Origin of the sequence: Hypnocyclicus thermotrophus (assembly GCF_004365575.1) — a bacterium.
Taxonomy (GTDB): Bacteria; Fusobacteriota; Fusobacteriia; order Fusobacteriales; family Fusobacteriaceae; genus Hypnocyclicus; species Hypnocyclicus thermotrophus.
This window is the reverse complement of the sequence record NZ_SOBG01000002.1, coordinates 311,276-324,157: the sequence shown is the minus strand read 5'-3', so window position 1 is coordinate 324,157 and position 12,882 is coordinate 311,276. Positions and strand designations below refer to the sequence as shown.

At 24.6% G+C, this 12,882-nt stretch carries 15 protein-coding genes; 8 read left to right on the top strand and 7 right to left on the bottom strand.

Features of this window, described 5'->3' with window-relative positions; genetic code table 11:
- The first annotated feature begins 57 nt into the window (after positions 1–57).
- Positions 58–1,083 carry a GGDEF domain-containing protein gene (locus EV215_RS03510; RefSeq protein ID WP_134112607.1) on the top strand — a complete coding sequence of 342 codons (1,026 nt, stop codon included), beginning with the start codon at positions 58–60 and terminating at the stop codon, positions 1,081–1,083.
- A 38-nt stretch (positions 1,084–1,121) separates the two neighbouring features.
- Here the strand turns inward: EV215_RS03510 and EV215_RS03505 are convergent, their stop codons facing one another.
- Positions 1,122–1,943 (bottom strand): helix-turn-helix domain-containing protein, encoded by an 822-nt coding sequence (locus tag EV215_RS03505; RefSeq protein WP_134112606.1) that lies wholly within the window; start codon positions 1,941–1,943, stop codon positions 1,122–1,124.
- A 276-nt stretch (positions 1,944–2,219) separates the two neighbouring features.
- On the opposite strand from EV215_RS03505, the gene yiaY reads away from it, so the two are divergent.
- On the top strand, positions 2,220–3,371 hold the full coding sequence (gene yiaY, locus EV215_RS03500; protein ID WP_134112605.1) for an L-threonine dehydrogenase: 1,152 nt from the start codon (positions 2,220–2,222) through the stop codon (positions 3,369–3,371).
- A 295-nt stretch (positions 3,372–3,666) separates the two neighbouring features.
- Positions 3,667–4,863, top strand: coding sequence for an ammonium transporter (locus EV215_RS03495; protein ID WP_134112604.1), 1,197 nt, complete (start codon positions 3,667–3,669; stop codon positions 4,861–4,863).
- Positions 4,864–4,939: 76 nt separating this feature from the next.
- Here the strand turns inward: EV215_RS03495 and EV215_RS03490 are convergent, their stop codons facing one another.
- A complete protein-coding gene (locus tag EV215_RS03490) occupies positions 4,940–5,401 on the bottom strand; it encodes an Hsp20/alpha crystallin family protein (RefSeq protein ID WP_134112603.1) in 462 nt (153 codons plus the stop codon).
- A gap of 127 nt (positions 5,402–5,528) precedes the next feature.
- Positions 5,529–5,972: an HD-GYP domain-containing protein gene (locus EV215_RS03485; protein WP_306767440.1), complete on the bottom strand. Its 444-nt coding sequence runs from the start codon at positions 5,970–5,972 to the stop codon at positions 5,529–5,531.
- Positions 5,973–6,076: 104 nt separating this feature from the next.
- Between EV215_RS03485 and EV215_RS03480 the strand changes: the two genes are divergently transcribed.
- The 5 genes from EV215_RS03480 to EV215_RS10660 all read left to right on the top strand — a co-directional run bounded on the left by EV215_RS03480 (position 6,077) and on the right by EV215_RS10660 (position 10,082).
- Positions 6,077–6,442, top strand: a complete 366-nt coding sequence (locus EV215_RS03480) for a hypothetical protein (RefSeq protein ID WP_134112601.1) — start codon at positions 6,077–6,079, stop codon at positions 6,440–6,442.
- A 67-nt stretch (positions 6,443–6,509) separates the two neighbouring features.
- Positions 6,510–6,761, top strand: coding sequence for a hypothetical protein (locus EV215_RS03475; protein ID WP_134112600.1), 252 nt, complete (start codon positions 6,510–6,512; stop codon positions 6,759–6,761).
- A 672-nt stretch (positions 6,762–7,433) separates the two neighbouring features.
- Positions 7,434–7,952 carry a shikimate kinase gene (locus EV215_RS03470; protein ID WP_134112599.1) on the top strand — a complete coding sequence of 173 codons (519 nt, stop codon included), beginning with the start codon at positions 7,434–7,436 and terminating at the stop codon, positions 7,950–7,952.
- 8 nt (positions 7,953–7,960) lie between these two features.
- A complete protein-coding gene (gene aroB, locus EV215_RS03465; protein ID WP_134112598.1) occupies positions 7,961–9,934 on the top strand; it encodes a 3-dehydroquinate synthase in 1,974 nt (657 codons plus the stop codon).
- A gap of 22 nt (positions 9,935–9,956) precedes the next feature.
- Positions 9,957–10,082 (top strand): hypothetical protein, encoded by a 126-nt coding sequence (locus EV215_RS10660; RefSeq protein ID WP_306767437.1) that lies wholly within the window; start codon positions 9,957–9,959, stop codon positions 10,080–10,082.
- 25 nt (positions 10,083–10,107) lie between these two features.
- Here the strand turns inward: EV215_RS10660 and EV215_RS03460 are convergent, their stop codons facing one another.
- Genes EV215_RS03460 through EV215_RS03445 form a run of 4 tightly spaced genes read right to left on the bottom strand, consistent with a single transcriptional unit; the run spans position 10,108 to position 12,879 of the window.
- Complete coding sequence (locus tag EV215_RS03460) at positions 10,108–10,557, bottom strand: hypothetical protein (RefSeq protein WP_134112597.1); 450 nt, start codon at positions 10,555–10,557, stop codon at positions 10,108–10,110.
- Positions 10,558–10,570: 13 nt separating this feature from the next.
- Positions 10,571–11,677: an NADH:ubiquinone reductase (Na(+)-transporting) subunit F gene (locus tag EV215_RS03455; RefSeq protein WP_134112596.1), complete on the bottom strand. Its 1,107-nt coding sequence runs from the start codon at positions 11,675–11,677 to the stop codon at positions 10,571–10,573.
- Between the two features lie 18 nt (positions 11,678–11,695).
- Complete coding sequence (locus tag EV215_RS03450; RefSeq protein WP_134112595.1) at positions 11,696–12,289, bottom strand: NADH:ubiquinone reductase (Na(+)-transporting) subunit E; 594 nt, start codon at positions 12,287–12,289, stop codon at positions 11,696–11,698.
- Entirely contained in the window at positions 12,289–12,879 is a 591-nt protein-coding gene (locus EV215_RS03445) for an NADH:ubiquinone reductase (Na(+)-transporting) subunit D (RefSeq protein ID WP_134112594.1), read from the bottom strand. Before EV215_RS03445 ends, EV215_RS03450 begins: the two co-directional genes overlap by 1 nt.
- Positions 12,880–12,882 lie beyond the last annotated feature (3 nt).

Sequence of the window (12,882 nt, the reverse complement as noted above, 5' to 3'; positions counted from 1 at the left end):
TAAATAAAAAATATAGTTATAATAAATTTATGTTGAATTTATTGAGGGGTTAATAATATGTGTAGTGAAAAAGAATTAAAAGGGAAATTTTCTAGATTATTTATTTTTGGATCTATTTTTTTATCTATTTTATCAATTATTATTAATTTAATTTTCAAATTAGAATTAATAATAAATTTGAAATGGCTAATAATTATATTTAGTTCTTTAATAGTGTTAATTTATGATAGTTTTTTAATGTATTTTCTCTATTTTGTAGTAATTATTCTTTTATTTATACCAATTGGATTTATTGATTCAGGAGGAAACTTAGCTATATCTATTTCATATATTTATATGCTTTTATTTTTAATAACATATTTATTTGAAAAAAAAGCAAAGTGTTGCTTAATAAGTTGTATATTTATAGCTACAAGTATCATTATAAATATACATTTATTTCATTCAAATATTTTTCGTATATATCATAAAAATTTAAAAAGTTATGATACTATTTTTCAGATTTTTTTGGTTCTTATTTTTAATTGCTTTCTATTAAATCTTTTTTATAATATTTATAAAAAAAATCAAATTTTATTAAAAAAATCAAATGAACAATTAACTACTTTTGCAATGTATGATTCATTAACAAATGTCTATAACAGAAGAGCATTTGATGATCGATTATTGTCATTATTAAAATCTAAAGAACATTTATATGATGATATATGGTTAATATTAATTGATATTGATGATTTTAAATTGATAAATGATAAATGTGGACATGATGAAGGAGATAGAATAATTAAAACAATTTCAAATACAATTAATACTTATTTAGGTAATTATTCTTTTGTAGCAAGATGGGGTGGAGATGAGTTTGCAATCATAACAAATTTACCATATGTAAAACTTCATAGAAAAGTGGATTTATTATTTAATAGAGTACTTTCACTTATAAGAAATGATAATGAAAAAGTAACAATTAGTTGTGGTATAACAAAATTACTTCCCGAGGATAAAATAAATTCAATTTTTATTAGAGCAGATAAACTATTATATAAAGCTAAAAAATTAGGCAAAAATAGATATATTTTTGATTAAAAAGACCGTATAATAACGGTCTTTTTACTTTTTATCTATTATTTTCCAAACCTTTTTATATACTGCTTTGGTGTAGTATTATAATATTGTTTAAAAAGTCTAATAAAATGAGATATATTATCAAATCCTAATATCATTGCAGTTTCAGTAACAGAATATTTTAAAAGTAAATTAACTGATTTTTTAATTTTTATTTTGTTTTGATATTTTTTAGGCGTTATCCCATATTCCATTTTAAAATAGTAATCAAGATTTGACTGACTCATATTTAAAATTTTTGCTATTTCATAAATAGATAAATTTTCGTTACCATCTTTTTCAATAATCTCTTTTGCGATTTTAGCAGGATTATATTTATTTTGAATATTTTTTTCTTTTGGAATCTCATTAAGTAATTGAAAAACAAGTTCTTGTGCATATAAGTCCATAAAAAATTTTGCTTCTTTTTCATTTCTCATTATATTTATTTTTAGATTATTAATTGAATAAGATAAATTATTGGAAAGATTTAATTTTGTTATATTTTCAATATCTGCAAATTTTTTTTCAACTTTATTTGAAATTTTTTCAATTAAATGAGAATTAAATTCATATACGACTGCTTTAGTGTCTGTATTTATTTCCATATTAACACTAGAATTTGGCGGAAGTAATAAAAATTCTGAAGAATTATATGTGAATGAAGTATTATTATTTACAGAAACTTTTTTCTTTCCAGATAGTATAGTACATAATCTATAATTATTATAGGACTTATATGTATCCTTATATCCTTTTGATAAATCATAATATAAAATTTTTAAATATTTTGATTCAACATTATCATAATTCTCTGCAATTTTATTAAAATTATTTAACATTTTACACCACCATTTTTTATTTTCGTCTAATTTTATAATACCATATTGCTAACTTTATTTCAATTTTAAAAAGTGAAATTATAACTTAAGCTAATATGAGATAGTTTAAAAAGAATAATTTTCTTATTTATATTTATTATTAATTATTTTATTTATAAAACAATTTTAAAAATAGACTATTTTTTTTGAAATAATGATTAGAAAAAATTATCATAATAATCTATAATATAAATATGTTAATTATTTATCAAAATTATTAAAGGAGATGATTTAAAAATGGCTGGATTAAAATTTTTTATGCCTTCAGTGAATTTAATGGGACCAAACTGTTTAGAAGATGCTGGAAAAGATATTAAAGCATTAGGATTTAAAAAAGCATTAATTGTAACTGACAAAGTATTAAATGATATTGGACTTGTAAAAAAATTAACAAAAGTATTATATGATAATAATATAGAATATGTTATTTTTGATGGAACTCAACCTAATCCAACAACAAAAAATGTAGCAGATGGATTAACGTTATTAAAAAATAATAATTGTGATTTCGTTATATCATTTGGAGGAGGTTCTCCTCATGATTGTGCAAAAGGAATTGCATTAGTAGCAAGTAATGGTGGCGAAATAAAAGATTATGAAGGAGTAGATGTATCTAAAAAACCTCAACTTCCATTAGTTGCTGTAAATACTACTGCAGGAACTGCATCTGAAATGACTAGATTTTGTATAATTACTGATGAAGAAAGACATGTAAAAATGGCTATTGTGGATAAAAATACAACGCCTATATTGGCTGTAAATGATCCTTTATTAATGTTAGATATGCCTAGTTCTCTTACTGCAGCTACTGGTATGGATGCATTAACTCACGCTGTAGAAGCATATGTGTCAACTATTGCTACTCCTGTAACTGATGCATGTGCACAAAAAGCTATAGAACTTATTAGTAAATATTTAAGAAAAGCAGTAGAGAATGGTAAAGATGAGGAAGCTAGAGACATGATGGCATATGCAGAATTTTTAGCAGGAATGGCTTTTAATAACGCATCTCTTGGATATGTACATGCAATGGCTCATCAACTTGGAGGATTTTATGATTTACCTCACGGAGTATGTAATGCAATACTTCTTCCTCATGTACAAGAATATAATTCTCAAGTGGCTGCTGATAGATTAAAAGATATAGCTTCATTTATGGGACTAGATGTATCTAAAATGACTTCAGAAGAAGGAGCTAAAGCTGCAATCGAAGCAATAAAAAAATTATCAAGAGATATAAATATACCTAGCGGAATAAAAGAATTAGGAGCAAAAGAAGAAGATTTTGATATTTTAGCTACAAATGCATTAAAAGATGCTTGTGGATTAACTAATCCTAAACAAGCAACACATGAAGAAATAAAAAATATTTTTAAAAATGCATTATAATATTTTTATTCCTTTTTATAAAACAAATAAAAGACCTTGGATAGTTATATAACTATTCAAGATCTTTTATTTATAACATATATACATTTTATAAATAAAATATATAAAATATCATTTATATATATTAATATTAAAAATCATTTATTTTTTTTATTTGTTTTTTCTGAATAATAGTATATAATCATTATTAATAAAACAATCATTATTTATATATATATTATATTAATAAAAACATTTATAAAATAAATTTTTTAATTAATATATATATATTTAATATTAAAAAGGGAGGATTACTATGAATTTAGAAGTTTTAATTAAAAGTTCAAATGTATTATTTTTATTACTTGGTGCAATAATGATATTTGCTATGCATGCAGGATTTGCTTTTTTAGAAGTAGGTTCTGTTAGAACAAAAAATCAAATTAATGCATTAGTAAAAATTATTTCTGATTGGGCTGTATCAACTGTTGTTTATTTTTTAATAGGCTTTCCAATGGCAAGAGGAATTAGTTTTTTAAAACCTGCTAGTAAACTTATAGGAGATAACATGGGGTTTGATTTAATACGATTTTTCTTTTTCTTAACCTTTGCTGCGTGTATACCCGCAATAATATCTGGGGGAATTGCAGAAAGAGCAAAATTTTGGCCACAAGTATTTGCCGGAGCTATATTTGCCGGAATATTATATCCTTTTTTTGAATCAATAATATGGGGGATAAATTCAACTTTTGTACAAGGATTAATAAAAAACATCACTGGTTTTGAGTTTGTAGATTATGCAGGGTCTGTAGTTGTACATTCTTTTGGAGGATGGTTAGCTCTTCCAGCTATACTTATATTAGGGCCTAGAAAAAATAGATATAATAGTAATAATCCTATACCTATTAGTAATGTGCCATTTTTAGCATTAGGAAGTTGGATTTTATCTGTTGGATGGTTTGGATTTAATGTAATGAGCGCAGTGGAATTAAAAGATATATCTGGTCTTGTAGCAATAAATTCTTTAGCTTCTATGGTCGGTGGTATTTTAGTATCGCTATTACTATCAAAAAGAGATGCAATATTTATACATAATGGAGCATTAGCAGGACTTGTAGCAGTATGTGCTGGCTCTGCAATATATCATCCTATTGGTGCTTTTGTAGTAGGTGGAATAGCTGCAGCAATATTTGTTTATGGATTTCATTTTGAAACAGAAGTATTAAAGATAGATGATGTGCTAGGTGTAGTAGTGCTACATGGTGTTGTTGGTAGTTGGGGCGGTATTGCAGCTGGAATATTTGGCTCTACATTATTTGGTGGGCTTGGAAATGTAAGTTTCTTTGCACAGTTAATAGGAAGTTCGTTAGCAATAATAATAGCTTTATTTGGTGGTTCTATAGTATATTTAGTAATAGATAAATTATTTGGATTTAGACTAGAAGAAGAAAAAGAAATTGAAGGAGCAGATTTAGCAATTCATTCATTAGAAGCTTATCCAGATAAATTTTAAATATTTTTATAAATAGAAAAGGCCTTATTTCCTAAATGAAATAAGGTCTTTTCTACTAGTTAAATTCATTTTAAATTCATTTAATTTCAATTGTTTGATATTGTTTTTGATTATTTTCATCTAATTTTTTTGGAATAGTAACATTTAATACACCATTCTCAAATTTTGCTTCTATTTCTTCTTTTGTAATATTTAGATAATTAGGTAATGGAATATTTCTTACAAAGCTTCCATATATTCTTTCTTTTCTAAAGAATTTTTTGTTTTTTTCCTCTTTTTCTTCTTTTCTTTCAGCAGAAATTTTTAAATACCCTTCATGAAGTTCTAACTTTACATCTTCTTTTTTTACCCCAGGTAAATCAGCAGAAATAATATATGCATTATCTGTTTCAGATATGTCAGTACTAAATTTTTGAAAATTATCACTAAATAAAGAAGGCGATCCAAAAAAAGAATCAAACGAGTCAAAAATACTATCAAAATAGTCTTTTTCTCTTAAAAATGGATTCCATTTTTTTGTTGTAATTAAGTTTCTCATAAAAATCCCTCCTTTAAATTTAAAATTTTATTAGCACTCTATGTATCTAGCTGCTAATAATTATATATCATAAATATTATATTTTGTCAATAATTTTTTAAAAAAAAATAATAATTTATAAAATATTTTAAACTTCTTTTAATTTTTCATAAACGTCTCTTATTTCTGCTAATGATTCTATAAAAACATCTACTATTAAAGGATCAAAATTTATTCCTTTCATTTCTTTAATCATTTTAATACTTTCTTCAAATGAAAAAGCTTTTTTATAAACTCTTTTATTAGTAAGTGCATCAAAAACATCTGCTATAGAAACTATTCTTGCAACTAAAGGAATTTCATTAGCTTTTAACCCTTTTGGATATCCCGTTCCATCCCATTTTTCATGATGGAAATTAACTATCTCTATTGCATAATCAAAAATATCTATATCATGTTTTTTTATGTTTTCTTTAAAACTTTTCAATATATTAGCACCAATAATTGTATGTGTTTTCATTATTTTAAATTCTTCTTTTGTAAGTTTTCCCGGCTTTAATAAAATCTTATCAGGAATTCCTACTTTCCCTATATCGTGAAGAGGGCTGCTTTGTATATTTTTTCTATAAATAATAAAAGGATAATTAAAAATTTCAAGTAAATTATAATATAGCTAGTGATAAAGGATGTGATAAAATGAAATACACTATTGAATTTTTAAGACGATATAGAACATCTGATTCTGAAATATATACTATATTACTTGAAGTGAATAATGAAAATAGAGATATTGGTAAAGTTCATTTGCATATAAATAATAATGATAAAAAAGTTGCTGTTTATCTCTCAAATGAATTTTTTAATAATTTTCTAGAAGAGAACAATGAATTTAAAACAAAATTACTAAGTAAATTATATAATTTAGTTGGTGCAAATGAAGGTCCTACCGAATTTTCAATTGAATTTTTAGATATGAATTTATCTCAAGTAAGTTTTGTATGGGATGAATCTGATGAATCTGATAATAATTATTTTGATTTTGGATTAATAGAAGGAGAATAATTGACGATAATAATAATATAAAATATCTTTTACCATTAATAAGTTTTATTACAAGGAGGTGATAATTATGAATATAATTATCATATTAATTGTTACATTAATCATATATTTTTATATCAAAAGTAAATTAGGACAAAAAATACTTGAAGATAAGTTACTTAAACTTTTGGTTTTCTCTACACGAATTATTATTAACAATGAAAAAACTAAAAACAATATTAAATTTCGTCAATATATAAAAAAATTTGCAAAAAAAATACTTGTAATGGATCTATTATTTTTATCTCATGGTAAATATGAAAATGAAATAAATAAATAAAAATTATTTTAAGGTGATAGTTTATATTAAAAAAACTAATATCCCAGTAGTAACCCAAAACTAATAGCTAGAAATAATTATAATAGATAAAGAAAAAGCGTTTTGATAATATTAATAAAAAAGATTAATTTTTTTTAATAGAATATAATAAAAATCAAAAAATACTTTAACAAATTAAGTAGAAATAACCTTTATATCAAGTATATAATAGTTCCTAAGAAAAGAGAAAATATATAAAGTAAGATTAAAATCCTGGATTAAATTCCTGGATTTTTTTATGCTCCTCTAATAAATATTCTATCATCATATCTCTCTTAAATAAGTCAATTTTAATTTTACTCTAATTGTTATAATACTTTTAAACCTCGCTGTATTCTAATTTTTTAAATTTTTACCTTTAATCAAATGATAATTAAAAAAAATATAATTAAAAAAATTAAAATATTTACTATCACTCGCTTGTCAAAAATTAAAAGAACTCTTAACTTTAACTACTCTTTTAGAAAACCTATATCTATTTTACTCATTCCGTATATCTTCAGTTGGCAGATATAAGTAATTTACTTTTAATAAAATTAGTATAATTTTATTAATCTAATTTACCCTTTTACTTGAAAAATATAACTAATAAATGATATACTAAATGTAAAATAAAATAACGAGGTAAAGTCTATGAAAACGAATTTAGCTTTAATTGGTTTTATGGGGGTAGGAAAAACCACAATAGGTAAAGTTTTAGCAAAGAAAATTGATATGAATTTTTTTGACTTAGACTATGAAATAATGAAAAGAGAAAATATGAAAGTCAATGAAATTTTTAAAGAAAAAGGAGAACACTATTTTAGAAATCTTGAAGAAGAAATAATAAAAGAATGTGAAACAATGAGTAATACTATAATTGCTACTGGAGGAGGTACTATTTTAAATAAAAATAATTTACTTTCATTAAGAAAACATGCTAATATTTGTCTTATCTCAACTAGTATAGATAATATCTATAAAAGAGTTATGCGAAGACCAAATAAAAGACCTTTACTAATTTGTAAAGATACATACGAAAAAATAAAAAAATTGCTAAATGATAGAAAAGATATCTATAAAAATAGTTGTGATTTTGAAGTATATAATAAAAATGAAGATCTTGATGAAATTACTGATATTATAAAAAAAATCTATATAGAAGAGATGTAGGAGGATATATGGAAAAACTAAGGGTGGATTTAAAAGAAAAAAGCTATGATATTTTAATGGGAGAGAATATTTTTAATGAGATAAATAATTATATAAATGATTACAAAAAAATACTTATTATCACTAATACTACTGTTGGACCTTTATATTTAGAAAAATTTTTAAATTCTTTTAAAAAAAAAGATAATATATTTACATTCACAATAGAAGATGGAGAAGAGTATAAAAAATTAGATACTGTACTTCCAATATATGATTTTATGCTCGAAAATAATTTTAATAGAAAAAGTCTTATTATATCACTAGGAGGAGGAGTTGTATGTGACTTATCCGGTTATGTAGCAGCTACTTTTATGAGAGGAATTGATTTTATACAAGTACCCACAACACTTCTTTCACAGGTAGACGCTAGTATTGGTGGTAAAGTTGCTGTAAATTACAAAGCGAAAAATATAATTGGAAGTTTTTACCAACCAAAATTAGTTTTAGTAGATATTAGTGTATTAAAAACATTAGAAACAAGAGAAATAAAAAGTGGCCTTGGAGAGATAATTAAAATGGCTGCTACTTTTAATAAAGAATTTTATGATTTCATCTTTAAAAATTATGAAAAAATAAATAATTTTGATAAAGATACTTTTATTAAAATGATATTTCATAGCTGTCAAACAAAAGCAGCGGTTGTATCAAAAGATGAGAAAGAAAATGGAATAAGAGCTGCACTTAATTATGGGCATAGTTATGGACATGTTATTGAAAAAATAACTAATTATAAAGTTTATACACACGGTGAAGCAGTAATTCTTGGTATGAATTTTGTTAATAAACTTGGATATGAATTAGGCCTTGTAGAAAAAGAAGTTGTTGATAAACAAATAGAATTATTTCAAAAATTAAACATGTCATATTTAGTACCAAAATATGATTTTGAAACAATGATAAAGATTTTTAAAAAAGATAAAAAAAATAAAAGTGAAAAACTAAGACTTGTTATATGTCCAAAACTTGGTACAGTAAAATTTATTGATTTAGAAATAGAAAAATTAAAAGAATTATATGATAAAATAACTGATACAAAACTTCGTGCTATAATCGACATAGGCACTAATAGTGTTCGATTATTTATTGCTGAACTTTATAATGGATATATTAATAAAAAGTATTTAAAACTTATGGAAATAACAAGACTTGGTGAAGATGTTGATAAAAATGGCTTTTTAAAAGATAGTGCCATAGAAAGAACTATTGAAGTTTTAAAAAATTATAAATATATAATTGATAAATACAAAATAAGTGATGTTAAATCCTGTGCAACATCTGCTACAAGAGATTCTAGTAATAAAAATATATTTATCTCAAGAGTAAAAAATGAAGTTGGCTTAAACATTAAATGTATTTCAGGCGAACAAGAGGGAATTTACTGTTTTAACGGTATTTTATCTGAAATTAAAGATAATAAAAAATTTATTGCTATTGATATAGGTGGTGGAAGTACTGAAATAATAATTGGAACTAAAGACAATATTTCTTTTATAAAAAGTTTTAACTTTGGTTCTGTACGTATAAAAGAGAAATTTTTTAAAAATGATAAATATAAAGAAAATATTGCAAAAATGAAAAATTTTGTTTATAATATGTTAGATCAAACCAAATTAAAATATTTTAATTTTGATGAATATGAGTTAGTTGGAGTAGCTGGTACAGTAACTACTCAAGTATCAGTTTTAAAGGGATTAAAAGAATATGATACAAAAGAAATACACAATTATTTATTAAATATAAAAGATATTGAAAATAATTTAGAATTATTTATGTCAAAATCAATAGATGAAAGAAAAAAAATTGTTGGACTACATCCTAAAAGAGCAGAAGTTATAGTAGCAGGTACTTTAATATTAAAAATATTATTGAAATATTTTAATAAAAGGGTTATTTTAGTATCTGAAAACGATATATTAGAGGGCATAATGATTTCAAAATAAAAATTACAAGGGGGCTTAATCAATGGGTGTTTTAAGAGAAGAAACTGAAACTTTAAAAAAATTAAAAGAAAAATATTTAAAAAAACAGCAGGAAAAAAATAAAAAAAATCTTGCTAAAAAAGGTGTTTTAATTACATCATGTAAATAAAAAAAAGAGCCGTACGGCTCTTTTTTTAATATAATATTTTTTTTAATATCTTAGGTTCAAGTCTAAAAGTACTTCCTTTTCCTTCTAAAAAATGATGCTTTTCAATTAAATGTATTGATAAATCTGTATACATTAATTTATGATTTGTATTTTTATCTGTTAAAGTTACTACGCTTTTTTGAGCCATGTAATCTTCAAATGGACATGGCATTTTCCCTTTTGCTTCATATACTTGTACTAACCATCTTTCATCAACTGTAATAGGTTCTCCTAACCCTTTTTGACCTTTTTCTAATAAATATTTTAGTTTTTTTGCTACCTCATCAAACTTTAATCCTAATTTATTAAATTCATTTTCATCTCTATTAATAATATCAACTAAATTTATTTCTTCATCACCTAAAAAACCTTGTGCTGATATTATTCCTACTTGCATATTTGCCATTGCTTTTTCATATTTTGGAGAAAGTTTCATCTATTTTACCTCCTTAAGCAAATTTATCATAATAAATATTTTCAAGTTTTATTCCATTTGCAGTCATTACATTATTACAAGCATTTATCATTCCTGGACTTCCACATAGATATCCCTCTTTATATCCTGAATTAATTATTGTTTTTAAATATCTATCTAAAACATCTGTAATAAGACCTGATTCGCCTTTCCATTCTTCACCTTCTGGTTCAGATAATGCCGGTACAAAATGAAAATTTGGCCATTTTTCTTGTAATTCTGCTAATTCCTCTAAATAAAATAAGTCTTTTTTAGTTCTAGCTCCAAAAAAGTACCATATCTCTCTATCATTAATGTTATTTTCATACATATGATAAAGCATAGATTTAAATGGCGCCATACCAGATCCACCTGCTACACATATCATTGTACTATTTGTAGGTGTTGCTTCAAATTCTCCAAATGGGCCTATTAACTTCACTTTATCTCCCTCTTTTAAGTATGTATGTACCCATGTTGTCGCAATTCCTCCAGGAACAAGTCTTATTAGTAGTTCAATATGATGTTTATCACTTGGTTTTGATGATATCGAATATGCTCTTTGAGTTTCATTTTTTATTTTATCATATGGCGGTATACATAGTTGCATATACATTCCTGCAGTAAAGTTTATTTCTTCATTTCCTAAATTAAATAGTACTTCTTTTATATCATGTGTTACATCTACTATTTTTTCAACAACAGCTTCATATTTTTTTACATTAAATAAACTATCCGGAATTTCTATTGAAATATCTTTTTTTAATTTTATTTGACATCCTAATCTTATATTTTCTTTCATTTCTTCTTTTGTAAGATACGGTATCTCTGTTGGTAAATATTCTCCTACATCACTTGTTACTTTACATTTACAGGCTCCACAACTTCCTCTTCCACCACATGCAGAAGGTAGATAAATTTCTTTAGAAGATAATGTTGTTAAAAGATTTTCTCCTCCATCTATTTTTATTTCCTTTTTACCATTATTTATAGAAATAGTAATTTCACCATAATTATTTACAATTTTATCTGTAATCGAAATAATAGCTGCTAATATTCCAGTAAGAATTGATATAATTAGAGGTGCTATAATAAACTCCATAATTTACCTCCTTTTATGTTATTGTACAATAAGCATTCCAGAAAAACCAATAAATGCCATTGCCATAAACCCTATTGTAATTAATGTTATTCCAGGCCCTTTTAATCCTGCTGGGACTGGTGCATTAGCTATTTTCTTTTGTATTGCAGAAAGAAGCATTATAGCAAGCCACCATCCAAGTCCAGCTCCAAAAGCGTAAAAAAGAGTTTGAATAAAAGTATATTTTCTTATTTCTATAAAAAGTGATACTCCTAATATTGCACAATTTACCGTAATTAACGGTAAAAATATCCCAAGAGCCATATAAAGACTCGGTGATAATCTATCAATTAACATTTCTAATATTTGCACAGTTGCTGCAATAACTACAATAAATACAATATATCGTAAATACAAAAGATCAAAAGGAATAAGTATATAATTAATAACTACCCAGTTAATAGCTGCCGTAATAGTAAGAACAGCAGTTACCGCCATTCCAAGACCATTTGATGAATTCATATCTTTTGATATAGATATAAATGAACACATTCCTAAAAAATTGGCTAATAAAATATTGCTTGTAAATATTGAAGCAAAAAATAATACTATCGGACTAATATCTGGACTCATTATTTAACCTCCTTTTTAAGCATAATAGTTTTACTAATCCAAATAAGTGTACCTAATAAAAAGAAAGCACTCGGAGCCATTATCATAATTGTCCATGTTGTAAATCCACTAGGTGCCACACTTATACCAAACAGTGTTCCAAAGCCTAAAAACTCTCTAAAAAATGCTATTATCATAAGTACCCACATATAACCTAATCCTGAGGTAAATCCATCCCAAAATGATAAAATCGGTGGATTTGATTGTGCAAAAGCTTCTGCTCTTCCCATGATAATACAATTTGTAATAATTAATCCAACATAAGGCCCAAGTGCTTTACTTATATTTGGCAAATATGCACGAAGCAATATATCTACAAATATTACATAAAATGCTATAATTAAAGTTTGAATTATCATTCTTACTTTTTTTGGTATATACTCTTTTAATAGAGATACTGTTAAACTAGAAAATGCTGTAACAAATATAAGAGCTACTGTCATTATAAATGTATTTGTAAGATTATTTGTAACAGCTAGTGTACTACAAATCCCTAATATTTGTACAAAAACAGGATTGTTTTCCCATAAGTTTTCTTTAAGTATGCTCATAGT